Below are 25,061 nucleotides of genomic sequence, written 5' to 3'. Positions count from 1 at the left end.
CCAGGCTGAAAACGATGACCCGTGGGAGGAGGCGGCGTAATGACCGTCTCTCTGTTCCCTCCCCCACGAAAGCGTAGCCTAACTGTCGAGGAAGCTGCGCAGCTTCCGGCTCCGGCTCGGGTGCTTGAGCTTGCGCAGCGCCTTGGCTTCGATCTGGCGGATACGCTCGCGGGTGACCGAGAACTGCTGGCCTACTTCCTCCAGCGTGTGGTCGGTGTTCATGCCGATGCCGAAGCGCATGCGGAGCACGCGCTCCTCGCGCGGCGTCAGCGAGGCCAGCACGCGCGTCGTCGTCTCGCGCAGATTGGCCTGGATCGCCGCGTCGATCGGCAGGATTGCCATCTTGTCCTCGATGAAGTCACCGAGATGCGAATCCTCCTCGTCGCCGACCGGCGTTTCGAGCGAGATCGGCTCCTTGGCGATCTTGAGCACCTTGCGCACTTTTTCGAGCGGCATGGCGAGCTTTTCGGCCAGTTCCTCCGGCGTCGGCTCGCGGCCGATCTCGTGCAGCATCTGGCGCGAGGTGCGCACGATCTTGTTGATCGTCTCGATCATATGCACCGGAATGCGGATGGTGCGCGCCTGGTCGGCGATCGAACGGGTGATCGCCTGCCGGATCCACCACGTCGCATAGGTCGAGAACTTGTAGCCGCGGCGATACTCGAATTTGTCGACCGCCTTCATCAGGCCGATATTGCCTTCCTGGATCAGGTCGAGGAACTGCAGGCCGCGATTGGTGTACTTCTTGGCGATGGAGATGACGAGGCGCAGATTGGCCTCGACCATTTCCTTCTTGGCGATCGCCGCTTCACGCTCGCCCTTCTGCACCTGGTTGACGATCTTGCGGAATTCCAGGATCGAGATCGCCGTTTCGGTGGCCAGATGCTGGATCTCGGCGCGCAGGTCGCGGATCGCGTCCTTCTCGTTCTTGGTGAATTCCTTCCAGCCGCGCGACGTCAAATTGGCGATCGAGCGCGTCCAGTTCGGGTCGAGCTCGGAGCCCTGGTACTCCTTGAGAAATTCTTCGCGGCGCACGCCATAGCTTTCGGCGAGCCGCAAAAGCTTGCCTTCGTTCTGCACCAGCCGCTTGTTGATGTCGTAGAGCTGCTCGACCAGCGCCTCGATACGCGCCGTGTTGAGCGACAGCGACTTCACCGCCTTGATCAGCTGGTCCTTCAGCTCCTTCAGCCGGCGGTCCTGGCTGGGCGACAGCGTGCCGGCGGCGGCCAGCCGGTTCTCGACCTGCTGGTCCTGCAGCTTCCTCAGCTTCTTGTAGGTGTCGGCGATGACGTCGAGCGTCTCCATCACCTGCGGACGCAGTTCCGCTTCCATCGCCGCCAGCGACAGGCTCGCCTCGTCCTCGTCTTCCTCGTCGTCGTCCGTCAGGCCGCGGGTGTCGCCGCCGACATTGGTGATGTCGTCCTCGTCCTCGCGGCTGGCGCGGCGCGGCTTGTCCTCGACCTTGGGGGCTTCCTCGATGCGCTCGACCACCGGCGCCTGCTTGGCCTCCGGGCCGGCATAGGTCGCCTCGAGATCGATGATCTCGCGCAGCAGGATCTTCGATTCGTTGAGCTCGTCGCGCCAGATGATGATGGCCTGGAAGGTCAGCGGGCTTTCGCAGAGGCCCGCGATCATCGTCTCGCGGCCCGCCTCGATGCGCTTGGCGATGGCGATTTCGCCCTCGCGCGACAAAAGCTCGACCGAGCCCATCTCGCGCAGATACATGCGGACCGGATCGTCGGTGCGATCGGTCGGCTCTTTCTTGGTGGTCGTGGTGGCAACCGCCGTACCGGTCTGCTCGGCCAGTTCGTTGGCGTCTTCCTCGGCATCGGCGCTGGTGTCGGCGGCCTCGGACTCTTCGCCCTGCTCGTCGTCCTCGACCACGTTGATGCCCATGTCGGAAAGCATGGCCATCGTGTCCTCGATCTGCTCGGAGGTCACTTCCTCCGAGGGCAGCACCGAATTCAGCTCGTCCATGGTGACATAGCCGCGCTTCTTGGCGGCTTTGATCATCTTCTTGACAGCATCGTCGGAAAGGTCGAGCAGCGGGCCATCAGTGGCGCCTTCACGTTCGGTCTCGACCTCTTCCTTTTCCTTTGTCGCCATTCTTTATCGTCTCCAAGCGGCTCTGTATCGAAACCGCGTAAGCTGCCGCGCCGGTCAAATCGGATGCGCTCGCTTCAAACGCACGTCACCGGGCCAGTAACCGCATCTCTCGTTAAGTCCAGATTAACCCTGGTATCTGTGGCAGGCCTGCCGCCTGTCCAGTGACCAGTACCTCACATCGCTCATTTCCCGTCGACGCCGGGCACGGGTTAACGTTTCGAATCGTCCTGATTCCGCCATTCTGCCAGAAGGTCAAGCGCCTCTCGCATGATTCGCATGAAAAAAGCGAATCAATTACCCGACTTAGGGGCGTCTAAACGACGCGCGGCACATTCCCACTTCATTCTTGGCGCAGGATTCCACCTATACGCGACCCGCCCTGCCCGAGGACACGCCGAACCCTTCGATCAGCGCTTCCGTTGCTTGCACATCGTTGAATTGCGCCTGAATCTCGACCAGATGCCGGAAGTTTTCGTCCGACGGATCCTGATCGAGCGCTGCCTGCGCCTGTTTCAGCTCCCTATGTAAGGTGCGCGCGCTGCGCTGCAAGTGCAGTGCCTGGTTGAAGGCGTCGCGGGCATCCTCGAGGGCGGCGGTTTCCAGCGCCGGCCATTGCCGCGCGCGCTTGATCAGCGCCACAGCGCGCTCCCAGATGTCGCCGCAGCCGGCCCGTTCGACTGTGGCGATGACAGCGTTGCGGTCGTTGGCCATGTCATGCGCCATCGCATCGAGGATGGCGGCGTGCAGCCGCTTCAGGTCGGTGTTGGCGAGATCGAGGAATTCGACATGGGCAAAGTTCTCGTCGATCAGCGACGGATGGTTGATCAGCGCCACGATGATCGTCGCCTCGCGCACCGACATGCCCTCGGCGCCGCGCTTGACCAGCGCCGAACGTCCGAGGCTTTCAGTGATCGCGGTGCGTCCGCCGCTATTGCCCCGCGCGAACTGCCCGCCCGACCCCGCACCCTTGCCGCGCTCGCCGGGCCGGCCGCCCTGATGACCTTGCCGGGCGCCGCGCTGGGCACCGAAGAAGCTTAGCACCCGCTCGCGCATTTCCTGTTGGTAGTGATATCGCAGGCTTTCGTCGCGGATGCGGCTGGTCAGCTCGCGCAGCGTCTTTTCCAATTCCGCCCTTTTTCCCACCCCCCCCCGCCGTTCCGGCGTGTCGAAGACACCGCTTGACGTCTCGCGCATCCACAGCAGATCGGCGAGCGGCCGCGCTTCCGCGAGCACGACGCGGAAGGCGTCCGCACCTTCGGCCTTGACCAGATCGTCGGGATCCTTGCCTTCGGGCAGCAGCGCAAAACGCGCCGAGCGTCCCGGCTGGACCGCCGGCAGCGCCAGATCGGCGGCGCGCCACGCCGCCTTCAGCCCAGCCTGGTCACCGTCGAAGCATAAGATTGGCTCGCCGGCCATGCGCCACAACAGCTCGAGCTGGTTCTCGGTAAGCGCGGTGCCGAGCGGCGCCACGACGTTTTCGAAGCCGGCCTGCGCCAACGCGATCACGTCCATATAGCCTTCGACGGCAATGACCGTGCCGCCCTTGGCCAGAGCCTTGCGGGCACGGGCGAAATTGTAGAGCACGTTGCCCTTGTGGAAGAGCTCCGTGTCGGGCGAATTCATGTATTTGGCCAGCGCATCCGCCGCCAGCGCCCGCCCGCCAAAGGCGATGATCTTGCCTCTGGCGTCGGGGATCGGGAACATGATGCGGTCGCGGAACCAGTCATAGGAGACCGGGATGTCGTCGCCATGGCGCACCAGCCCGCAAGCCTCGATATCGGCTTTTGGAACGCCCCTGGCGGCAAGATGCTCCTTCAGCGCGTTGCGGCTGTCCGGCGCATAGCCGAGGCGGAACGATTGCTGCGTCGCCGATGTCAGTCCGCGCTCACGCAGATAGGCGCGCGCCTTTGCGCCTTCCGGTCCCTGCAGCCGCTCCTGGAAGAAGGTGGTCGCCATCTCCATGACGTCGGTCAGGCTGGCGCGTTCCTTTTCGCGCCGTTCCTCCTGTTCGTCGCGCACCGGCATCGGCACGCCGGCCATGTCGGCGATCTTCTCGACCGCTTCGGGAAAACTCATCCCGTCGAGCTCGGTCAGGAACTTGAAGTGATCGCCCGACACCGAGCAGCCGAAACAATGGTAGCGGCCCTTCTTGTCCTCGCAGTGGAAGGACGGGCTCTTCTCGCCATGGAACGGGCAGCAGGCCCAATAGTCGCCGCGCGGCGCGTTGGTCTTCTTCCTGTCCCACGCGACGCGCTGGCCGATCACCGAAGAAATCGGCACGCGGTCGCGGATCTCGTCGAGGAAGGCGGGCGGAAAGCGCATGGGGAACTCGTTTCCCCCTCATATAGCCATGCCCGCGAAGTCCGACGACCCCTAATGCGGACGATGCCCGGTTTCCACAGGGCAAAAAGAAGGCGGCCGTCGCCGGCCGCCTTCCTGCGACACGATTCGAGATGGATCAGTGGGCGGCGATGGCGCCGAAGACGATACCCGACAGGATACTGACCAGCACATAGTCGTTGCCGACGCGGATCCACTCCTGGCCGGGGCCTGGACGACGCAGGCCATAGCGGCCGTAGTCGCGGATCGCCTGGTGGCGCTTCCAGCTCGAATACCTCTGGCCGTTGCGCCAATGGTTCCGCTTCACCACAACGACCTTCTTCCTCACCACGACCCTCTTTTTCACGACATGCCTGTCGGGCTTCTGCCAGTCGACCTGGCTGTAGTTCGACTGCGGCGCGACGGGCGCGTTGAGCGGCGCGGCATGGCCCGAGAAGGACGTAGCGGCCAGCATCGAGGCGGCGACAGCGGAAAGAACGAGACGTTTCATGACAGGTACTCCTTGGTTGTCGATGCCCAAGCAATAGGGCGCCAAGGATGAACCGAAACTGAACGCTAAGGTTACGTTTCTGTAATGATTTCCAATATTTAGATGATCTAATTCAACGTCGCTCTTAGACTTGGTTGGAAACAAATGCGGGAGCCAGGCAGCACCGCTGTCCTGGCGCCGGCTGGCCATGCAACCAATCTGCCATCCATCCATTTCCGACACACCCTGTCGCGCGCCAGCAGCCGGCCGAACGGTGCGAAATTTATTATCCGGCTAAATGCAATCAGAGTATGCTCGACCCTTACAATGCCCATGATTCGTGCCCTTCTTGACCTCTTCGACGGCATGGCCCCCGCGCCGCGCGCGTCTCTTGGATTGCGAGGCTGAGCGTGAGCGGTTCGGTCGTCCTTTTGCATCTTGCCGGCGCGGTGGCGCTGATGCTGTTCGCCACCCGCCTGGTGAAAACGGGTGTCGAGCGTGCCTATGGCGACGTGCTGCGCCACCGGCTGCGCGCCACCATGCGCAATCCGCTGATGGCGGTGCTTGCCGGCTGCGGCCTGTCGATCGCGCTGCAAAGCTCCACCGCCGTCACCTTGCTCGTCGGCTCCTTCGCCGGGGCCGGCATCGTCTCTGGCATGTCCGGCCAATTGGCAGTGCGCGGCGCCGAGATCGGCTCGGCGCTGGTGGTCAAGCTGCTCACCTTCGACCTGTCGCTGCTGGTGCCGGTCTGCCTGGTCGCCGGCACCGTCATGTTCATGGCCACCGAGCGGCGTGACTGGCGCCAGTTCGGCCGCATCCTGATCGGCATCGGCCTGCTGATCCTGTCGCTGGAAATGATAGGCCAGGCATCGGAACCGCTGCGCCAGAGCACGCTGATGCCGGTCATCGTCAACTACTTCTCCGGCGATCCGGTCACCGCCTATCTTCTGGCGGCATTGATCACCTGGCTGTTCCATTCCTCGATCGCCGCCGTGCTGTTGATGGTCACGCTGGCCGGCCGCGGCTTCATCCCGCCCGAGCTTGGCATCGTGCTGGTGCTCGGCGTCAATCTCGGCTCCTCGATCATTGCGCCGCTGCTGACCCGCAATGCCGAGCCCGGCGTGCGTGTCGTGCCGATCGGCAATCTCCTGATGCGCGGCATGGGCTCGCTGGTCATGCTGATCCTGTTCCTGACCTTCAAGCCGCCGGTCGCCTTCCTCGGCACCAGCGTGCCCGACCAGATCGTCCACGCCCACATCCTGTTCAACGTGTTGATCCTGCTCGCCGGCCTGCCATTGGCCGGTCTCGTCTACCGCGCTTCGGAGAAGATCGTGGCGCTCGGCACCAAGTCGGAGCCGGCCGCGCTCGACGCCATCGAACTGTCCGCTCTGAACGAAAGCGCTCTCGATACCCCGAGCCAGGCGCTGGCCAATGCCACACGCGAGGTGGTGCGGGTCTGCGAGACGGTCGAGATCATGCTGAAGCGCATCATTGAGCTCTATGAGAGCGCCGACGCCGACAAGATCAAGGCGCTGGCGGCACTCGACGATCGCGTCGACAAGAAGCATGCGGCGATAAAGCTCTATCTGGCCAAGGTCACCAAGAACCCGCTCTCCGAAGACGAGGCGCTGCGCTGCCAGGAACTGATCGGCGCCTGCGTCAAGCTGGAGCAGGTCGGCGACATCATCGTGCGCAACATGCTGGTGCATGTCAGGAAGAAGCTCGAGCGCGGCCTGGAGTTCACGCCTGAAGGCTGGCGCGAACTTTGTGCCTTCCACGCCTCGGTGCTCGCCAATGCCAGGCTTGCCTTCAACGTGCTGGTGTCGCGCGATGCCGAGACAGCGCGCCAGCTTGTCCTGGAAAAGGACCGCCTGCGCGACCGCGAGAAGGAAACCAGCGCCAGCCATTTCCTGCGGCTGCGCGACGGCACCGCCAAGAGCGTCGAGACCAGTTCCATCCACCTCGACACCATCCGCGACCTCAAGCAGATCAACTCGCTGCTGGCGTCCATGGCCTACCCGGTGCTGGAGGAACGCGGCCTGCTCGGCGGCTCGCGGCTCAAGGCGAGTTGAGGCGTTGAAACTGCCGATCTCCCTTCGAGGAGATCGCCGCTTCACCTCCGCGCCACTTCCCGGTCAAGAAAAGCTAAAGCGGCGTCGACAATTTCTGCATTGCCGGCAGCGTTCATCCGTGGTTTGAGGCCAACTCATCCTGGGATTGCTTGCCGCGCCATGCTTCCTCTATTCGCCCTGTTTTTTGCCGCCTTCGCCTTCGGCACCACGGAATTCGTCATTGCCGGCGTGCTGCCGCAGGTCGCCGACGGCTTGAGCGTGTCCATCCCCACCTCGGGCTACCTCGTCTCCGGCTACGCCTGCGGCATCGCGATTGGCGGCCCACTGCTGACGCTCGCCACTAAGAGCTTTTCGCGCAAGGCCCTGTTGCTCGGCCTTTCGATAGCCTTCACCATCGGCCAGGCAGCCTGCGCGCTGGCGCCCGACTTTGCTTCCATGCTGCTTTTGCGCATTGCGGTCGCCGTGGCGCATGGCGCCTATTTCGGTGTCGCCATGGTGGTCGCGGTCGGCCTTGTCCCCGAGGACAAGCGCGGCATGGCCGTGGCGGTCATCTTGTCCGGCCTCACCGTCTCCAACGTCATCGGCGTGCCGGCTGGCACGGCAATCGGCACTCTGTGGGGCTGGCGCGCCACCTTCTGGGTGATGTGCGCTCTTGGGGTAGTGGCGACCTTGGCCATGCTGGCGCTTTTGCCGCGCACGGCAGGCACATCGAACCAGCAGGCAGGCTTTACCCGTGAGGTGCGCGTGCTGGCACGCCAGCAGGTCTGGACCTCGCTCATCCTGATGCTGATGCTGATGATCGGCCAGTTCACCCTGTTCACCTACATCACCCCGACGTTGCTTGAAGTTACCGGCCTCGACAAGAACCTGGTGCCCTGGGTGCTTCTGCTCAATGGCGTCGGCGCCACGATCGGCGTCTTCGTCGGCGGCAAGCTCTCCGACTGGAAGCTGATGCCGTCGCTCATCACCTTGCTCTGTCTACAGGCGGTCACGCTCGCGGTGATCTATGTCGTCAGCCCCTATCCGCTGCCGATGATCGTTGCGATCGTCATCTGGGGCGGCCTCAACTTCTCCATCGGCACGCCGATCCAGACCCGTATCCTGGCCTGGACGGCGGATGCATCGAACCTCGCCTCCTCGCTCATCCCCTCCGGCTTCAACGTCGGCATTGCGCTTGCCGCGTCGCTTGGCGCCGCCATGCTCAACGCCGGCTACGGCTATCGAACCTTGCCGGTGGTTGGCGCCATGGCCATGCTGGTAGCAGTGGCGGTGGCGCTGGCCTCCTATGTCTGGGAAGGACGCAGCCGGGCAACCCCGCCACTGCCGGCCGCCGCCGAATAGGGCCTGCCTACAAATCGATCCGGAACCGCAAGCTCTCAGCGCCGCCATAGGCGGCATCCTCGAAGAAGCGGCCGACGAGCTTGCCGCCATTGGTCAGGATCACCTTATGCGACGCCGGATTGTGCGGCTTGGCGGTGATTTCCACATAAGGCAGGCCGACCGCCCTCGCCTCGTCCAGCATCAGCCGCACCGCTTCGGTCGCGTAGCCACGCCCGCGCTTCCACGGCACCACGGCATAGCCGATATGGCCGAGCACATGCGGCGGCAGCGCCGCTGTGCCGGGTTGCCAGCGAAAGCCGATCGAGCCCGCGGCTTCGCCGTCCCAGATCCAGCGCCGGAATCCCGGCAGGCGCGGCACCTTCCTGCCGTCGGGCAGAGTGATCGACGGCCCCTTGCCCTCGGGATCATCGAGGTCGGCGAGGAAGGCCGCAGGATCCTGCTCGATGGCCGCAAGTTGCTCGCGCGTGGCTTCCTCAAGCCGCACATTGTCCGGCGACCAGCCGCGCTCAAGTGCGGCCTTGTAGGACGCCAGATATTTAAGCGCGGGTTTGACGATTTCGATCATGACGACAGACTATCGCGCCCGGCTCGCAAACTGGGCGTAGGAGGCAGAGACCCTCTTACTGCAGCAGGCCTTTGACGATGCCGCTCGCTTTGCCGAAATCCATCTGGCCGGCGTATTTTTGCTTGAGCGCGGCAATCACCTTGCCCATGTCCTTCTGGCTGGCGGCCCCCGTCGCCGCGATCGCTTCGCGCGCCGCGGCCGTCACTGCGGTATCGTCCAACTGCGTCGGCAGGAAGCCGCGGATGATCTCCATCTCGCCGCGCTCCTGCGCGGCAAGCTCGGGCCGCTTGCCGTCTTCGAAGGCCTTGGCCGATTCTTCGCGCTGCTTCACCATCTTGGCCAGGATCTGCAGGATCTCTTCGTCGCTCGCCGGCTCCTTGCCGGCGCCGCGATTGGCGATGTCGCGGTCGTGGATGGCGGCCTGAATCAGCCGCAGCGTCGGCAGCCGGTGCTTGTCCTGCGCCTTCATCGCGCTCTTGAGGGATTCGGCGATTTTGCCACGCATGATGCTCTTCTCCTTCGATCGGCGCGGACCATAACCCCGCCGAAAGCACAAGGCAAATCCCGAAGGAGCGAGCAAACCACTGATATTGTTAGACGAAATAAATCGATGCCGGTCACTGGCTGTATCATTGACCGTTCTGGCGCCTTCCCCTATGTAGTCGGCCTTGCATAAGACATGAATTGATGCGCGGAGGCTCGAGAAATCGCTGCCGCGCCGTTTGCTGCGCAGGACAATCCGCAAGCAGCCTTTAGGAGTGCCGCCATGGCGACGATGACCGCCGCGTCTACCCCCGCTTGGGCCACCGAGAAGCCGACCGGCCTTTTGGTGCTGGCCGACGGCACCGTCATCGAGGGCCGCGGCCTGGGCGCCACGGGTTCCGCCGTCGCCGAGGTCTGCTTCAACACGGCGCTGACCGGCTACCAGGAAATCCTCACCGACCCGTCCTATGCCGGCCAGATCGTCACCTTCACCTTCCCGCATATCGGCAATATCGGCACCAATGACGAGGACATCGAGGACCTCAATCCGGTTGCCCGCGCCGGCGCCGTCGGCGCCGTGTTCAAGGCCGATGTCACCAACCCGTCCAACTACCGCGCCGCCGGCCACCTCGACCAATGGCTGAAGAAGCGCGGCATCGTCGCCCTGTCGGGCATCGACACGCGTGCGCTGACCGCGCTGATCCGCGAAAAGGGCATGCCCAACGCCGTTATCGCGCATGCGCCCGACGGTGTCTTCGACCTCGACGATTTGAAGCGCCGCGCCGCCGCCTGGTCGGGCCTGATCGGGCTCGACCTCGCCAAGGAAGTCACGTCAGGCCAATCCTCGGTCTGGCGCGAGACACCCTGGGTCTGGAATGAAGGCTTTGGTGAGCAGGAGGAGCCCTCCCTGCATGTCGTCGCCATCGACTACGGCGTCAAGCGCAACATCCTGCGCCTGCTCGCGGGTCTCTGCGCCAAGGTCACCGTGGTACCGGCAAAGACCGACGCCGAAGAAATCCTCGCCATGCAGCCCGACGGCATCTTCCTCTCCAATGGCCCCGGCGACCCGGAAGCCACTGGCGACTACGCCGTACCGGTGATCCGGGACTTGCTCAAGACCGACATCCCGGTGTTCGGCATCTGCCTCGGCCACCAGATGCTGGCTCTGGCGCTCGGCGGCAAGACCGCCAAGATGCATCAGGGCCACCACGGCGCCAACCATCCGGTCAAGGACCACACCACGGGCAAGGTCGAGATCGTCTCGATGAACCACGGCTTTGCCGTCGACGCCGACTCGCTGCCCGATGGCGTCGAGGAGACCCACGTCTCGCTGTTCGACGGTTCCAACTGCGGCATCGCGTTGACCGGCCGTCCCGTGTTCTCGGTACAGCATCACCCCGAGGCCTCGCCCGGCCCGCAGGACTCGCACTATCTGTTCCGTCGCTTCGTCAATCTGATCCGCGAAAAGCGTGGTGAGGAATTGCTGGCTGAACGCGCTTAAAGCCGGACGCGCCGCCTTCACTTTTTCTCCGTGCTTCGCGAATCTCAAACCGTGTCGGTCACCGTCTCCTGCGCATGCATGCGCTCGACTTCGTTCGGCGTCGGCTTGGCCACTTTGGTGACGAAGACGACGAGTGCCAGCGTGAGGAAAACCGCGCCGAGCAGATAAGGCGCGCCACCGAAGGTCACCGGTGCGCTCGGCCCCGTGAACCAGGAAAAGATCCCCGTATAGAGCAGCGGCGTGATGATCGAGGTGATCGAGAAGATCGACGACATCGCGCCCTGGAGTTCGCCCTGCGCCGACGGCGGCACCTTGGCGGCAGCGAGGCTCCTTAGCGGCGGATCGGCCAACGCTTCGAGGCAGCCGGCGACGATCACCGCATAGATCATCCAGCCCTGCCACGCGAAGGCGTAGCCGAAGGCGCTGAGCGCGGTGAAGGTAAGGCCGATGACCGCCGTCCTCCATTCGCCAAGCCTGGGGATCACGCGCGGCAGGACCGTCGCCATGATAATCGCACCGCACAGGCCGAAGGCGCCGAGCGAGAAGCCGATCTGCTGCTCGCTCCAGCCATAGCGGTAGTTGGAGACGAACGACCAGACCGCCGGGTACATCATGTGGCCGAGCGTCATCAGGAAGAAGGCAAGCCCGATCCAACCGATGCCTTGATAGTTGCGCATCTGCATGAGCGTGCCGACCGGGTTCGCGCGTTTCCACTCGAAGCGGCGGCGGTGCTTGTCGTCGAGCGTCTCCGGCAAGAAAAACAGCGCAATCATAAAGTTCACGAAAGCCAGCCCGGCGGCGAAATAGAACGGCACGCGCGGCCCGAACGTGCCGAGCAGCCCGCCCAGAACCGGTCCGATGACGAAGCCGACGCCGAAGGCGATGCCGAGCAGGCCGAAATTCTTGGCCCGGTTCTCATCGGTCGAGATGTCGGCGATGAAGGCGGAGGTCGTCGAATAGCTGGCGCCGGAAATGCCGGCCAGTACGCGCCCGATGAACAGCATCGGGTACGACCAGGCGACGGCGCAGATCAGATTGTCGATGGAAAACGTCAGCACGGAGGCAAGCAGGATCGGCCGACGCCCGAACCGATCGCTCAAGCCTCCCATGACGGGCGCGAAAACGAACTGCATCGCTGCATAGGCGAAGAACAGCCAGCCACCCTCGATCGCGGCCTCGCTGACGCCGACGCCGGTGAGCTCCTGCAGATAGGCCGGCAGTACCGGCATGATGATGCCGAAGCCGATGATGTCGAGCAACAGCGTGGTAAAAACGAGCGCAAGGCCCCGCTTGGCGGTTTTGGGATCGATCATGATCGGTCAAGCTCCTCTGGCCGCCCCGGGGCAAAGGCGGACGCACTTTATAGGCGAGCGCCCAGCAGGGAACAATAAGGGAACGAGCAGGATGCTTCCATCCTGACATCCCCTGACGGCAATGCCGCCGTCAGATCAGCGAGGAATCCGGCCGCTTCAGATCGGGTTGTTGAAGGTATCGCAGTCCGAAAGCTTGCCGCTCTTGTAGCCGCGCGCCAGCCAGGTCTGCCGCTGCTGCGAGGTGCCGTGGTTGAAGCTTTCCGGCACGACATAGCCTTGCATCTTCTTCTGCAGCGTATCGTCGCCGATCTGCCTGGCGGCGTTCAGCGCCGATTCCATGTCGCCCTGTTCGAGAATGCCCTTTTGCGCGGTGAAATGCGCCCAGACGCCGGCGAAGCAGTCGGCCTGGAGTTCAACCTGCATCGACATGTGGTTGGCCTCGGCCTCACCCATGCTCTGCCGCATCTGGTTGAACTTGGGCAGGATGCCGGTCAGGTTCTGCACATGGTGGCCGACTTCATGGGCGATCACATAGGCCCGAGCGAATTCACCAGAAGCGCCGAACTGCTGGTCGAGCTGCTGGAAGAACGTCACGTCGAGGTAGACCTTGTGGTCGCTGGGGCAATAGAACGGCCCGGCCGCCGAGGAGGCAAAACCGCAGGCCGAGCGGATCTGGCTGCTGAACAGCACCAGTTTCGGATCCTCATAGGTCAGGCCCTCGGCCTGGAAGATGCCTTTCCAGGTGTCCTCGGTTTCGGCAAGCACGGTCGAAACGAACTGCTTCATCTCGTCGGAAGCGGGCGCTCCCGTGCCGCCACCCTGGTCGCCGCTGTTGTCGGTGATCTGGCCACCGCCGCCCGGCACGGTGTCGCCGCCGCCCAGGATCTGAGACGGATCGAAGCCGAAATACCATCCGGCAAGGACAACAAGGATGACAATGAAGATGCTCGAACCACCGCCGGCGCGCCCGCCGATCGGTATGCGGAACTGGCCGGGGCTGCCGCCGCCCAATCCACCACCGCCGCCACCGCTGCGCTGGTCCTCGACATTGTCACTCTGACGACGGCCTCTCCAGAGCATGGCAACTCCCCGCGATGCAAATTCCAAACGGTCAGGACGACATCCCGATGCCGGCCACACCCAACAAACAATTATCCCAATGGTTGCAGCAAGTCACAGCATTTTTCGCGCCGATGGAGCGCCGGCTTGGCGGCTTCGCCGCTCTGGCCGAGACGGCGCAAGGTCTGTAGCATGCCTCTTCGACAAGGGGTTGCGAGGGGCACTTGCGGACGATTGGCCGGTTCCTGCTGTTGCTGGCGGCATTGATGGGTCCAGGCATCGGGACAACCGGTGCCGTCACCCTCGATTCCAGCGTCGCCGTCACCGACGCCGAGACGCTGCAGGCGCTCGAGCGCGGCGGCTTGTCGATCAGCCGCTTGCTTGGTCCGGCGCTTGGGCTGACGCGCTATCGCGGCACGGATGCCAGCTTCAAGGACTGGAGCTGTGGCGAACGCCTGCGCTGCGCCGGCGTCCACGAAAGCGCCATCCATCCAGGCTTCGGCACCTGCGTCAGCGAAGCAGGGACCGCGGTCGGCGACCCCGTCGAATTCGGCGAGATAAAAATGTCGAAATGGGGCAGCGACCAGTATTGCCGTCTGTCGCCGGCCACCGCGAAGGCCTGCGGTATCGACCCGGCCAGGGACAAGAAGCCGCTGGTGAAAGTCGCCGGCTATGGCGCGGCGCGCCAGCGCTACGACAATCCCGAACAGAAGACCGGCGGCTTTCCAGGCGGCATGCTGCGCAAGGCGCACTGCGACAAGCTACCCGACGAAGCAACCTGCGGCCGGCTAGCCAAAACCGGCTTCAACAACTGCATCGGCTCTGGCAGGATCACAAATTCTGCACCAGGGAGTTCACCAAGACCGCCGGCCTGCGCGCCTGCGACAAGGCGCATCCCTGCCGCGAGGACTATATCTGCACCGCCGGTTATGACGATCTGGCGGAAGCAAGGCCCGGCAAGGGCACCTGCATCCCGCCCTATTTCATCTTCCAGTTCCGCGTCGACGGCCATCCGCGCAGCTGGGTGCAGGACACGCAGGACTGAAATGTGATTTGGCCGCGAGTGAACAGCCTTAGCTCTTCTGCTTGGTGCCGGCGCTCTTGCCGTCGGAACTTTTCGAGCGCTCCTCGAAGCGGGCGGCGCCCTTCTTCAGCGGCCGGCCGGTGTCGGCTTCGGTCTTGCGTTCGTTCTTTGCCGCGGCTTGCTTCAATCCTTTGGCAGCCTGCTTGCCTTTTGCGGTCGGTGCCTGTTCCACGCCCATGATGTCCTCCTCACCGCGCCAATCGCGCGGCATGACATCAAACGCACCGGCGATATCTCTGTTCCGGCAGGTCGAAAAAGAGATCAGCGCGGCGCCGTCATCGCCTTGCGAAACGCCTCGAGCGTCTCGGCGCTGACATGGTGCTCGATGCCCTCGGCATCGATGCGCGCCGTCTCGGCGCTGACGCCGAGCGAGCGCAGAAAGGCTTCCACGGTCTGGTGGCGGATGCGGCTCTCTTCGGCAACCTTGCGGCCGGCCTCGGTCAGGAACACGCCGCGATAGGGTTTTCTGGAGACCAGTCCCTCGGTGCACAGCCTGGTGAGCATTTTGGCCACGGTCGGTTGGGCGACGCCCAGCCTGGCCGCGATATCGACCTGCCGCGCCTCGTTGCCATCCTCGATCAGGTCGGCGATCAGCTCGACATAGTCTTCGACGAGCGCGCTGCGGCGTGCTTCACGCGTCTGCCGAAACCCTTGCGAATGAACGTCGGCATCGGGAAGCGGCTTTTCGCGTCGAACCGGTCTGTTCCTCAGCGCCAATACGCGCTCCTCCTTGGCAGCTTGAAGTCTGAATCGGCTTCGCACTCATAGCACGGACCCGGATGGTCTGGCCGTTTATTTGCATTCCAGGGCAGGCGCAACCGGCGTTTGCGGCTATCCGTCCGGGGCATTGATCGGCACATCACAAAAGCATGATCGATGAAACATAGCATATTGCATAATGTTGAGCCTCGGCATAGGTAGCAAGCACAGTCATCCATTCAAGCGGACCCCCTCCATGTCAGACGCCGAAGCCACCGTAGAACCCCGATCCGCGTGGCGATTTGCCAGGCCGGACGAAGACGACCAGCCCAGCCTGCGCGAGGTCAACGCCTCGATCGCCGTGCCGCAGTCCGGCTTCTGGCTGCGCCGGCTGTTCGCCTTCATGGGACCGGGATACATGGTTTCGGTCGGTTATATGGACCCCGGCAATTGGGCGACTGACCTCGCCGGTGGCGCCCAGTTCGGCTACACGCTGCTGTTCATCATCATGCTGTCGAACCTGATGGCGATCCTGCTGCAGGCGCTTGCCGCCAGGCTTGGCATCGCCACCGGCCGCGACCTTGCCCAGGCGTGCCGCGCCTACTATCCCCGACCTGTCAATTTCCTGCTGTGGATCGCCTGTGAACTGGCCATCATCGCCTGCGACCTCGCCGAGGTCATCGGCACGGCGATCGCCCTGCAGCTTCTGTTCGGCATTCCGCTGATCGGCGGCGCCATCATCACCGCACTCGACGCCTTCCTGCTGCTTCTCTTGATGAACAAGGGCTTCCGCTTTCTCGAAGCCTTCATCATTGCGCTCCTGATCATCATCTTCGGCTGCTTCGCCATCCAGATCTTTGCCGCCGCACCGCCGGTCGGCTCGATCCTGCATTCGATGTTCGTGCCGTCGTCCGCGATTGTCACCAATCCGGAGATGCTCTACATCGCCATCGGCATCATCGGCGCCACCGTGATGCCGCATAACCTCTATCTGCACTCCTCGATCGTGCAGACCCGCGCCTATGAGCGCACCGAAAAAGGCAAGCGCGACGCCATAAAATGGGCGACCATGGACTCGACCATCGCGCTCATTCTCGCGCTGTTCGTCAACGCCTCCATCCTGATCGTGGCCGCGGTGGCCTTCCACAACACAGGCCACCAGGACGTCGCCGAGATCGGCCAGGCCTTCGAACTTCTGTCGCCGCTGCTTGGCCTCGGCATCGCCTCGATCCTGTTTGCGGTGGCGCTGCTGGCCTCCGGCCTCAACTCGACGGTCACCGCAACGCTTGCCGGCCAGATCGTCATGGAAGGGTTCCTGCGCCTGCGCATCCCGCAATGGGCACGCCGCCTGTTGACGCGCGGCATCGCCATCATCCCGGTGGTGGTGGTGACAGCGCTCTACGGCGAAAAGGGAACCGGCCAGCTCCTGGTTCTCAGCCAGGTGATCCTGTCGATGCAGCTGCCCTTTGCCGTCGTGCCGCTGGTGCAGTTCGTGTCCGACAAAAACAAGATGGGCAACCTCGCCATCCCCCGCAGTGTCGCCGCCCTTGCCTGGGTGGTCGCCGCCGTCATCCTGGTGCTCAACTTCAAGCTGCTCTACGACACCGTCGTCGGCTTCGGCTGAGTTTCTTCCAGCCATCGCGACAAAGCTGCGGCCTGCGCTATCTTCTGCAGCGCCATGAACAGGATCGAGGACGCCAGGAGATTCTACGCACGGCTGATGGCGGCCCATGCCGCATCGGCCGATCCGCGTCTCGAGGAGGTGATCGCCGCGGTGCCGCGCGAGGCCTTTCTCGGCCCCGGGCCATGGACCATCATTGCCGGCAACGGCAAGGTCGAGACGCCGAGCCCCGATCCGGTTCACATCTACCAGAACGTGCTGGTGGTGCTTAACGCCGACAAGGGCATCAACAACGGTGAACCCTTCCTGCACGCCATGTGGATCGGCAGGATCGCGCCAAAGCCTGGCGAGGCCGTCACCCATATCGGCGCCGGCACCGGCTACTACACCGCCATTTTGGCGAAGCTGGTGGCACCCGGCACCGTCACCGCCATCGAGCTGGATCCCGGCCTCGCCGCCCGGGCGAAGAAAAACCTCGAACCCTATGGCAATGTTTCGGTTGTCCACGACAATGCCGTCGAAAGCGAACTGCCGCCTTCCGATATCATCTATGTCAATGCCGGTGTCATGGCGCCGCCTTCTTGCTGGCTGAAGGCGCTAAAGGCCGGCGGTCGCTTGATCTTCCCGTGGCGTCCGGCCGATCGCGTCGGCCTGGCAATGGTGGTGACCCGCACCGCGCAGGGTTTGGCCTGCGATCCGTTCATGGGTTCATGGTTCATCCCTTGCGTCGGCGCCTCGCTCGCCGGCCCGACGGCGAAAATCCCCGACCGCCAACAGGCCGCGAGCAGCCGCTCGATCTGGCTGACGGCCGACAAGAAGCCGGACCGTACGGCCACTGCCATCATCGGTGATATCTGGTTCTCGTCGCGGGCCCTCGGCAGGCGGCGGCGATGAGCACCGCTCAGCTATGGGGCCACGGAAATTTATCCGTAGCGTGTCGGACGGCTGTCTGCCCGCCCGTCCTTAGGTCGAAATCCGGCCCTGACGGCACGGATCATCGAAAGGGAGAAGACCAATGAGAAAGATCATCGCCGCTACATTCGTCAGCCTCGACGGCGTCATGCAGGCGCCAGGCGGTCCGGAAGAGGATCCGGTCGGCGGCTTCAAGTTCGGCGGCTGGACCTTTCATTACTTTGACGAGGTGGCGGGCGCGGCAATGGATGAAATGTTCTCCAAGCCCTTCGCCCTGCTGCTCGGCCGCAGAACCTACGACATCTTCGCTGCGTACTGGCCGTATCAGAAAGATTCGATCGCAGATGCCTTCAACCCTGCGACCAAGTATGTGGCGACGCATCGGCCGGATTCGCTCACCTGGCAGAACACGCAATGGCTTGGGGAAGATATCGTCGCGACGTTGCGCCGCCTCAAGCAGGAAGATGGACCTGACCTGCTTATCCAGGGATCGGGCAATCTGATCCAGACCCTGCTCGCCAACGGGCTGATCGACGAGATTCGGCTGATGATCTTCCCGCTGGTGCTGGGCAAGGGCAAGCGGCTGTTCGGCGATGGCGCGATGCCGGCCGCCTTCAAGCTTGCCAAGTCGCAGACTTCCAGCACCGGCGTCATCATGGCCACCTATGAGCGCGGCGGCGAAATCAAGACCGGGTCGTTTGCCACGGAGAAGCCTTCGGAAGCCGAGCTCGAACGGCGCAAGAACTGGAAGTAATCCGAGGTGAAATTCGGGCGGCCGGATAATCGGCCGCCCCTACCTCTCACGCCGCCTACTGCCGCCGCGCCAACCCGTCGCGGATATGAGCCGCAAACTCTCGTGCAGCGGGTTCAATGCCATGCTTGGGCAGGTGCAAATTGATCGCAAAATTCGGCAAGGCCGGCAGTTCGGCATCGGCAGACAAAATCTCAAGGTCGCCAGGCACTGTCGAGGCGAGCCAGGTGGTGACGGCGAGGTCGGAACGCACCGTCGCCGTCGTCGCATCGATGTTGCCGTTCTCGAACACGGTGCGCCATTCCAGCCCATGCTCGTCGAGCGCAGAAATCACCGCCGGGCGGAAGGCACAGGTGTCGGCAACCATCGACACCGGCAAGGGGCGCTTTTGGCGGGCGACGCCACCTCTGGCGCCGACCCAGACCAGCCGGTCGATGAGCAGGCATTCGCCGGCGGACGGGCCGACCTGCTCTTCGATGACGGCGAGATCGATCGTACCGGCTGCGAGCGCCGCGGCGAGCTCGGGCGAGGAGGCGCAGTGAAGCGATATCTCGATCTGCGGATAAGTCCCGGCATAGGTCTTCAGCACTGGGGCAAGCAGCGTGCCGACGAGATCATACGGCACGCCGAGCCGCACCTGCCCGGAAACCGCTTCTCCCACCATCTCTGCCCAGATCTCATCATTGAGCGACAGCAGGCGTTTGCCCTTGCCGAACAGCCGTTCGCCGGCGCGGGTGAGTTTTAGACCGCGCCGGTCGCGTTCGAACAGGCTGGAGCCCAAGAGATCCTCCAGCCGCTTGACCTGCTGGCTGACGGCGCCTTGCGTCAGATGCAGTGCATTCGCCGCAGCCGTCATGCTGGCCTTGTCGGCAACAGTGACGAAGGTGCGGATCAGGGCGGTGTCGAGATTACGGATCATTGTTGTATTATGGATGCTAATGCTATCCATGGCAAACATTGCATTTACTGATGCAGGACAATCTCTAGAAATGCTGGTTCCACGCAGGAAACAGCATGCTCGAGACCGTCCTTCCGCTTATCCTGTTCGCGCTGGTCTCCACCTCGACGCCTGGCATTGCCACGACCTTGTCGACGGCCTCAGGCGCGCAGTTCGGCTTTCGCCGTTCCATTCCGCTGATGGCCGGCAGTGCCGCCGGCCTGGCATCGGTGGCGGCCGCCGGTGCCGCCGGGCTTGCCGGCCTGCTCGCCGCCGTGCCGTCGCTGCAACTGGCGATGAAGATCGCGGGATCGGCCTACCTTGTCTGGCTTGCCTTCAAGATCGGTCGCAGCGGCCCGCCCAATCTCGATGTGTCGATGGCAAAGCCGAACAGCTTCTTTGGAGGTGCCAGCGTGCAATGGATGAACCCAAAGGGCTGGGCCATGGGGCTGGGCGCTGCCGCCTCGTTCGCAGCGCTGGCCGACGGCCCGCTGCAGCTCGCGCTGCTGCTCGGCGCTGTCTTCGGCCTGGCGGCGGCACTGTCGCTTTCGCTGTGGTGCGTGGCCGGCACGCTGCTTGCGCGGCTGCTCAAGACAGAGCGGCAATGGCGGGCGCTCAACATCCTGCTCGGCTTGGTGCTCGCCGCCTCGATCGTGCCGATGTGGCGGCCGGCCTGAGACCGGCCGCCTCAGTGTTTCAAGCCGCGTAACGCGCCGCCGGCTTGCCGGCGATCAGGCTGACGTAAAAACTGTCCCTGGCGCCGATGAACGCATCGAGCTTGGCCGGATCGGCGAGCCCCGGCGCAGTGACCGTCTCGCCCTGGGCAAAGCCGGCAAGCGCCGCATCGACCAGATCGTCAACGGTCATCACCCAGTCCTGGTTGAGAGAGTTGAGATCGGCGCCGGCCAATTCCCAGAAGTCGGTGCGGATCGGCCCGGGCAGCACGACCTGCACCTTCACCTCGGTGTCGGCGACCTCGCGTTGCAGCGCTTCGGTGAAATTGACGACATAGGCCTTGGTGCCGCTGTAGATGCCGCCGATTGCCGTGCCATAGGCGGCCACCGAGGCAATGTTGACGATGGCGCCGCGATTGCGTGCGAGCAGCCCCGGCAGCACTGCGCGTGTGAGCCGGGTCAGCGCCACGACATTGACCTTGATCATGCGCTCGGTCGCATCGGCATCGGCGTCTGCCACGACCTGCTGGCCGCCAAGGCCGGCATTGTTGACCAGCAGCGTCACGCTCTCATCGTTGGTGATCGCCTGCTCGACCCGGCGAACATCGCCATCATCGGAGAGATCGGCGGCGATCACCTTGACCTTGCGGCCATAGTCGTAACCCAACCTGTCCGCCAGTTCCTTCAGCCGGTCGGCGCGCCGCGCCACCAGCACCAGGTCGTAGCCCTGTGCGGCCAGCCGGTCGGCATAGACGGCGCCGATGCCCGACGATGCGCCGGTGATGACGGCCGTGCCCTTATTGTCCTTCGTGCTCATTGTCGTGTTCCTTTTGCTGCCAAGCGAGACGAGCCCCATGGCGTTCGTCCGCGTCAGATTTCAATTAGTGGCATATGCCACTTTTTCCGAAGTAGGTATATGCCACTATCTTGTCAACGGCGGCGGCAAAAACTATTTCTGCGGCAGGCCAGCGGATCCATTCGCTGGCAAGGAGTTGTCATGACCAAAGGCGCGCTGCCGGGACTTACCCTTTGTAACAACGCAACGCTGCGGCGCGCCGGGCGCAAGCTCGGCCGGTTCTATGACGATGTGTTGGCGCCTTCGGGCCTGAAAGGCACGCAATACGGCCTGCTCTACCAGATCCATATCGGCAGCGAGCCGGCGATGGGCGCCATAGCCGAGGCGCTGATCATGGACCTCTCGGCGCTCGGCCACACGCTGAAGCCGCTGATCCGTGACGGTTATGTCGAGACCTTCGCCGACAAGGACGACCGTCGCGTCAAGCGCGTGCGGCTGACGCCGCAGGGCGGGCTCAAGCTCGATGAGGCGACCAAGCTGTGGACCATCGCGCAGCAGCGTTTCGAGGCCATGCTCGGCAAGGACCAGGCGGCGAAGCTGCGCGCGGCGCTCGATGAAATCGCCACGCTGGATTTCGATATGCCGCCGGCCAGATAAGCGGCCGGCGACTTTGTAGAAGACTACTCCGCCGGAACCGCGACCGGCCGCGCCAGCATCCGCCCGGCCAACACGACGCCGAGCCCGATCAACGGGAACGCCGCGGCGATCAGGCCGAGATCGGCCGGCGCGCCATAGCGCAGCACGGCACCGCCGACCACCGCGCCCAGCGCCACGCCGAGATAGAGCGCCGAGGCATTGAGCGACAGTACGATCGGAGCGGCGTCAGGCGCGATCTTGATGATGCGGCTGGCCTGCGCCGGCGGGAAGGCCCAGCCGACGATGCCCCACGGCACCATCATCGCCATCAGCGCCGGCCCGGCAATATGGTGCGGCAGGAAGATCGGGATGACCGACAGCATGACCAGCATGGCCGCGCTCAGCGTCAGCGACCAGCCGACGGTGCGCGTCGCGCCGAAACGGTCTGCCGCCTGCCCGCCGGCGATGTTGCCGATGACGGCGCCGACGCCGAAGGCGAGCAGCATGCCGGGCAGCGCCAGCGCGCTCAGGCCGCCGCCTTCGATGGCCAGAGGCGCGACATAGGAAAAGACGGTGAAGGCGCCGATCAGTGCCAACATCGTCGTCAGCAGGATTGGCATCACGCCGGGACGCAGTGCGGCCGCCAGCCTGCGCTTCAGCGGCAGCCTGGTGCCGACGATGCCGCGCGGCAACCGGTACCACAGGATCGCGCCGGCCAGCGCACCGAGCCCGGCTATGGCAAAGAAGGTGCCGCGCCAGCCGGCAACGGTGGCAACGAGCGCGCCGAGCGGCGCACCGAGGGCAACAGCCACCGTGGTGCCGCCGACGACGACGGCAATGGCGCGCGCCCGGTGATGGTCATCGACCAGCGCCACAGCCGTGCCTTGCGCGGTTGCGGCGAACAGGCCTGACGACAGCGCCATGATGATGCGGGCGATCAGCAGCAGTTCGAAGGACGAGCTCAGCGCCGCCACCAGATTGCCGAGAACGAAGAACACCAGCGTCCACAGGATGACGCGGCGCCGATCCCATTCGCCGGTCAGCGTCGCCAGGATCGGCGTGCCGACCGCATAGGCCAGTGCGAAGGCGGTTATCAGCGTGCCGGCGAGCGGAATGGAGATACCGGCGTCGCTGGCGATGTCGGGCAGAAGGCTGGAGATGACGAAGCCTTCGGTCGAGATCGTGAACGATCCGAGCGCAAGCCAGAAGAGGCGCTTGTCCATGGCGGTGTCCTTAGTTCAAAAGTTATTGAACAATTGGACATAACAGGGCATGATGTCAATGAAGCCGCGGGAAAATAACTGAAGCCTGCTGACAGCCCTGTGTCAGGACAAGCGGTGGGTTCAATAAACTCTTTGCACCCGCCATGAGACGCCGTGTGCAGCCGCTGACGGAGGAGACGCGTTGAAATCGGCCCCGATTGTGCTTAATTCCTGCGCATGACACTGCCCCACCCCAACGCTGACCAGATCAGCCTGCCAAACGTGCTCGCCGTGCTCGGCGATCCGACCAGGCTCGCCATCGTGCGCTATCTCGCCAGCAAGGAAGGCGTGGCGCTGAACTGCAGCCAGTTCCTCGATCTCGGTTCCAAGACCAATCTCAGCTACCATCTGGCCAAGCTGCGCGAGGCCGGCGTCACCCGTGCCGAGGTGGTCGGCACCAACCGGATGATCACGCTGCGCCGCGCCGATCTCGACGCCCGCTTCCCAGGCCTGCTCGACAGCGTCATCGCCGCGGCCGGCGAGGACAAGGCACTGCCGATGGTCGGCGGCGCCGACGAGATCGAAATCCAAGCTTAGCATTCCTCTCCCTGCTTTGCGGGGGCGAGCAAACACTACCTCACCCACGGAGCTCCCCCATGCGCATCGCCGTCCTCGCCGACATCCACGGCAACGTGCTCGCATTGGATGCCGTGCTCGACGATCTCAAGCGCCGGGGCGGTGCTGATCTCACCGTCAATCTCGGCGACTGCGTCTCCGGCCCGCTGTGGCCGCGCGAGACCATGGAGCGGCTGGAAGCGCTCGGCCTGCCGACGGTGCGCGGAAACCACGACCGACGCGTCGCCGTCGATCCGGCCGACGACACCATGTGGCCGTCCGACCGCTATGCGCAGGAGCGGCTGACGGCGGCGCAGCGCGAGGCGCTGCTTGCCTTGCCCTTCACGCTGGAGATCGTGCCCGGCGTCATCGCCTTCCACGCCCGGCCCGATCATGACGAGAAATACCTGGCCGACGCGATTACCGACGGCCAGCTGGTGCGGGCGCCGCTCGCCGCCATAAGGCGAAGGCTGAAGCCGCTCGACCCCGCCTGCCGCATCGTGCTCTGCGGCCACAGCCACCGCAGCGAGCTGATCCGCATTCCCGGCGGCCCGGTGATCTTCAATCCCGGCAGCGTCGGTTGCCCGGCCTATGACGATTCGACCCCACCGGCGCACGTCTCCGAGCAGGGCTCGCCGCATGCGCGCTACGGCATTGTCGAGCTGGATGTGCCCGGCCGTCCCGACCGTTTCGAGGCCTTCGCCGTCGACTACGACCACGAGGCGGCGGCACGGCAAGCCGAGCAGGCTGGCAGGCCGGAATGGGCGCACGCGCTCAGGACAGGGTTTATGTCAGACTGAACGCAGAATGCGTTCATGTCAGGCTGAACCTACTGGTTCATGCCTCAGGGCTGAACGCGGTACGCGTTCATACCGTCGGCTGAATAAGCAGCAGCATCTTTTCGGGATGACATGGCATCGCGTCGTCCCTTATAAAACGCTCCGGCAAGCGGCGACGACTTCTGAGTCGAGCCGCGCTCTAACGCACGCCCACGGCCAGGTGATGAGGCGCACGATTACGCTCCCGAAGACGCTGTACCTCATGATTGCGGCTCCGTTTCTGCTGGCGGTATTGCCGACCAGGGCCGAGGAGCAGCCGGCACCTGTCGTCTCCTATGTCAGCGGTCTCGCTCCCGACGATCTCCTCAACATCCGCGCCGCGCCGTCGGCGATCGGCAAGACCGAGGCGCGCCTGCCGGTCGGCGCACCCCTCAAGAACTTCGGCTGCGCCGACGTCAACGGCAATCCGTGGTGCAAGGTCGAAGAGGTCGACAACCCGCAAGTCCGCGGATGGGCTCCGGCGCGCTACCTCAACCCCGCCAGCGTGGTGGTGCTGACGGAAGCGGATATGGCATTTTCCGACCAATCAAGCCCAAACGCCGCGACGCCGCCCGACCTGACAGCGCGCCTGGGCGCGGACGAGACGACCGATCCCGACGGCGCGCCGAAATCCGCCGAGGCTATCGGCAGGACTGCCATGCAGGATGCCTATAGCCTGGCATTCGCGACCGTTGAAACCGCCTCGACTGGAGAGGCATCCACCGAAATCCCCTGTGCGCGCCATGTCGGCCAGCCAATGACCCGTTGCGAGACAAGCGTCGCGCATACGGGTGGCGACAGCGCGGTGACCGTGACCTGGCCGGATGGCGGCACGCGCGTCATCAGCTTTCACGGCGGCCTGCCGACCGGCTCGGACTCGTCAGACGAGTTCCGCTTCACCCGCGAGGGCAGCCTCAACATGATCCGTATCGGCACCTCCGAACGCTTCGAGATCACCGACGCGGTAGCGACCGGAGGTTAGGTAGATTCTACGGAGGTCGGCGGGACAGCGCCCCCCTTGTAACTCAACATTGGCCGAATCCGTTATTGTAGCGGATGCGGTGGCG

25 protein-coding genes are annotated in these 25,061 nt (G+C 64.1%); 13 read left to right on the top strand and 12 right to left on the bottom strand.

Annotated features, from left to right (window positions below; translation table 11 throughout):
* Positions 1-78 precede the first annotated feature (78 nt).
* From rpoD to DH08_RS29830, 3 genes are all read right to left on the bottom strand, one after another.
* Positions 79-2,106 (bottom strand): RNA polymerase sigma factor RpoD, encoded by a 2,028-nt coding sequence (gene rpoD / locus DH08_RS29840; protein WP_192182847.1) that lies wholly within the window; start codon positions 2,104-2,106, stop codon positions 79-81.
* 363 nt (positions 2,107-2,469) lie between these two features.
* On the bottom strand, positions 2,470-4,428 hold the full coding sequence (gene dnaG, locus DH08_RS29835; RefSeq protein WP_192182846.1) for a DNA primase: 1,959 nt from the start codon (positions 4,426-4,428) through the stop codon (positions 2,470-2,472).
* 136 nt (positions 4,429-4,564) lie between these two features.
* Positions 4,565-4,936 (bottom strand): RcnB family protein, encoded by a 372-nt coding sequence (locus DH08_RS29830; protein WP_192182845.1) that lies wholly within the window; start codon positions 4,934-4,936, stop codon positions 4,565-4,567.
* Between the two features lie 389 nt (positions 4,937-5,325).
* Between DH08_RS29830 and DH08_RS29825 the strand changes: the two genes are divergently transcribed.
* Positions 5,326-6,987: a Na/Pi symporter gene (locus tag DH08_RS29825; protein WP_192182844.1), complete on the top strand. Its 1,662-nt coding sequence runs from the start codon at positions 5,326-5,328 to the stop codon at positions 6,985-6,987.
* A 159-nt stretch (positions 6,988-7,146) separates the two neighbouring features.
* Positions 7,147-8,328, top strand: a complete 1,182-nt coding sequence (locus tag DH08_RS29820; RefSeq protein ID WP_192182843.1) for an MFS transporter — start codon at positions 7,147-7,149, stop codon at positions 8,326-8,328.
* A 7-nt stretch (positions 8,329-8,335) separates the two neighbouring features.
* On the opposite strand, the gene DH08_RS29815 is transcribed toward DH08_RS29820, so the two are convergent.
* Together DH08_RS29815 and DH08_RS29810 are read right to left on the bottom strand one after the other, a co-directional pair.
* The gene (locus DH08_RS29815; protein WP_192182842.1) at positions 8,336-8,893 is read right to left on the bottom strand and encodes a GNAT family N-acetyltransferase; all 558 of its coding nucleotides are present in this window, start codon (positions 8,891-8,893) and stop codon (positions 8,336-8,338) included.
* A gap of 55 nt (positions 8,894-8,948) precedes the next feature.
* Positions 8,949-9,398, bottom strand: coding sequence for a GatB/YqeY domain-containing protein (locus tag DH08_RS29810; RefSeq protein WP_192182875.1), 450 nt, complete (start codon positions 9,396-9,398; stop codon positions 8,949-8,951).
* A 261-nt stretch (positions 9,399-9,659) separates the two neighbouring features.
* On the opposite strand from DH08_RS29810, the gene carA reads away from it, so the two are divergent.
* Complete coding sequence (carA, locus tag DH08_RS29805; RefSeq protein WP_246801049.1) at positions 9,660-10,877, top strand: glutamine-hydrolyzing carbamoyl-phosphate synthase small subunit; 1,218 nt, start codon at positions 9,660-9,662, stop codon at positions 10,875-10,877.
* Between the two features lie 44 nt (positions 10,878-10,921).
* Here the strand turns inward: carA and DH08_RS29800 are convergent, their stop codons facing one another.
* Both DH08_RS29800 and ypfJ read right to left on the bottom strand, forming a co-directional pair.
* Positions 10,922-12,190, bottom strand: a complete 1,269-nt coding sequence (locus tag DH08_RS29800) for a TCR/Tet family MFS transporter (RefSeq protein ID WP_192182841.1) — start codon at positions 12,188-12,190, stop codon at positions 10,922-10,924.
* A 156-nt stretch (positions 12,191-12,346) separates the two neighbouring features.
* Positions 12,347-13,270, bottom strand: coding sequence for a KPN_02809 family neutral zinc metallopeptidase (ypfJ, locus tag DH08_RS29795; RefSeq protein ID WP_192182840.1), 924 nt, complete (start codon positions 13,268-13,270; stop codon positions 12,347-12,349).
* Between the two features lie 14 nt (positions 13,271-13,284).
* Here ypfJ and DH08_RS29790 point away from each other — a divergent pair, with 14 nt between their 5' ends.
* Positions 13,285-13,440, top strand: coding sequence for a hypothetical protein (locus DH08_RS29790; protein WP_192182839.1), 156 nt, complete (start codon positions 13,285-13,287; stop codon positions 13,438-13,440).
* Positions 13,441-13,473: 33 nt separating this feature from the next.
* Positions 13,474-14,301 (top strand): hypothetical protein, encoded by an 828-nt coding sequence (locus DH08_RS29785; RefSeq protein WP_246801048.1) that lies wholly within the window; start codon positions 13,474-13,476, stop codon positions 14,299-14,301.
* 21 nt (positions 14,302-14,322) lie between these two features.
* On the opposite strand, the gene DH08_RS29780 is transcribed toward DH08_RS29785, so the two are convergent.
* Positions 14,323-14,511, bottom strand: a complete 189-nt coding sequence (locus DH08_RS29780) for a hypothetical protein (protein ID WP_006200039.1) — start codon at positions 14,509-14,511, stop codon at positions 14,323-14,325.
* 83 nt (positions 14,512-14,594) lie between these two features.
* A complete protein-coding gene (mntR, locus tag DH08_RS29775; protein ID WP_192182838.1) occupies positions 14,595-15,050 on the bottom strand; it encodes a manganese-binding transcriptional regulator MntR in 456 nt (151 codons plus the stop codon).
* A gap of 238 nt (positions 15,051-15,288) precedes the next feature.
* Between mntR and DH08_RS29770 the strand changes: the two genes are divergently transcribed.
* The 3 genes from DH08_RS29770 to DH08_RS29760 all read left to right on the top strand — a co-directional run bounded on the left by DH08_RS29770 (position 15,289) and on the right by DH08_RS29760 (position 18,319).
* A complete protein-coding gene (locus DH08_RS29770) occupies positions 15,289-16,656 on the top strand; it encodes an Nramp family divalent metal transporter (protein WP_192182837.1) in 1,368 nt (455 codons plus the stop codon).
* 54 nt (positions 16,657-16,710) lie between these two features.
* Positions 16,711-17,547, top strand: coding sequence for a protein-L-isoaspartate O-methyltransferase family protein (locus DH08_RS29765; protein WP_192182836.1), 837 nt, complete (start codon positions 16,711-16,713; stop codon positions 17,545-17,547).
* Between the two features lie 121 nt (positions 17,548-17,668).
* Complete coding sequence (locus tag DH08_RS29760; protein WP_192182835.1) at positions 17,669-18,319, top strand: dihydrofolate reductase family protein; 651 nt, start codon at positions 17,669-17,671, stop codon at positions 18,317-18,319.
* A gap of 55 nt (positions 18,320-18,374) precedes the next feature.
* Here the strand turns inward: DH08_RS29760 and DH08_RS29755 are convergent, their stop codons facing one another.
* Positions 18,375-19,235: a LysR substrate-binding domain-containing protein gene (locus DH08_RS29755; protein WP_192182834.1), complete on the bottom strand. Its 861-nt coding sequence runs from the start codon at positions 19,233-19,235 to the stop codon at positions 18,375-18,377.
* Positions 19,236-19,330: 95 nt separating this feature from the next.
* On the opposite strand from DH08_RS29755, the gene DH08_RS29750 reads away from it, so the two are divergent.
* The gene (locus DH08_RS29750) at positions 19,331-19,930 is read left to right on the top strand and encodes a LysE family translocator (protein ID WP_192182833.1); all 600 of its coding nucleotides are present in this window, start codon (positions 19,331-19,333) and stop codon (positions 19,928-19,930) included.
* 19 nt (positions 19,931-19,949) lie between these two features.
* Here DH08_RS29750 and DH08_RS29745 read toward each other — a convergent pair whose 3' ends face one another.
* A complete protein-coding gene (locus DH08_RS29745) occupies positions 19,950-20,744 on the bottom strand; it encodes an SDR family NAD(P)-dependent oxidoreductase (protein ID WP_192182832.1) in 795 nt (264 codons plus the stop codon).
* A 180-nt stretch (positions 20,745-20,924) separates the two neighbouring features.
* Between DH08_RS29745 and DH08_RS29740 the strand changes: the two genes are divergently transcribed.
* On the top strand, positions 20,925-21,380 hold the full coding sequence (locus DH08_RS29740) for a MarR family winged helix-turn-helix transcriptional regulator (RefSeq protein WP_192182831.1): 456 nt from the start codon (positions 20,925-20,927) through the stop codon (positions 21,378-21,380).
* A gap of 23 nt (positions 21,381-21,403) precedes the next feature.
* Here the strand turns inward: DH08_RS29740 and DH08_RS29735 are convergent, their stop codons facing one another.
* A complete protein-coding gene (locus DH08_RS29735) occupies positions 21,404-22,582 on the bottom strand; it encodes an MFS transporter (RefSeq protein WP_192182830.1) in 1,179 nt (392 codons plus the stop codon).
* Positions 22,583-22,798: 216 nt separating this feature from the next.
* On the opposite strand from DH08_RS29735, the gene DH08_RS29730 reads away from it, so the two are divergent.
* The 3 genes from DH08_RS29730 to DH08_RS29720 all read left to right on the top strand — a co-directional run bounded on the left by DH08_RS29730 (position 22,799) and on the right by DH08_RS29720 (position 24,976).
* On the top strand, positions 22,799-23,158 hold the full coding sequence (locus DH08_RS29730) for an ArsR/SmtB family transcription factor (protein ID WP_192182829.1): 360 nt from the start codon (positions 22,799-22,801) through the stop codon (positions 23,156-23,158).
* Positions 23,159-23,217: 59 nt separating this feature from the next.
* Positions 23,218-23,976 (top strand): metallophosphoesterase family protein, encoded by a 759-nt coding sequence (locus DH08_RS29725; RefSeq protein ID WP_192182828.1) that lies wholly within the window; start codon positions 23,218-23,220, stop codon positions 23,974-23,976.
* Positions 23,977-24,178: 202 nt separating this feature from the next.
* Positions 24,179-24,976: an SH3 domain-containing protein gene (locus tag DH08_RS29720; protein ID WP_192182827.1), complete on the top strand. Its 798-nt coding sequence runs from the start codon at positions 24,179-24,181 to the stop codon at positions 24,974-24,976.
* The last annotated feature ends 85 nt before the right edge of the window (positions 24,977-25,061 follow it).

Source organism: Mesorhizobium amorphae (assembly GCF_014843845.1).
GTDB lineage: Bacteria > Pseudomonadota > Alphaproteobacteria > Rhizobiales > Rhizobiaceae > Mesorhizobium > Mesorhizobium amorphae_A.
Note: the sequence above shows the minus strand (reverse complement) of the source record. Positions and strands in the feature narration are given on the sequence as shown.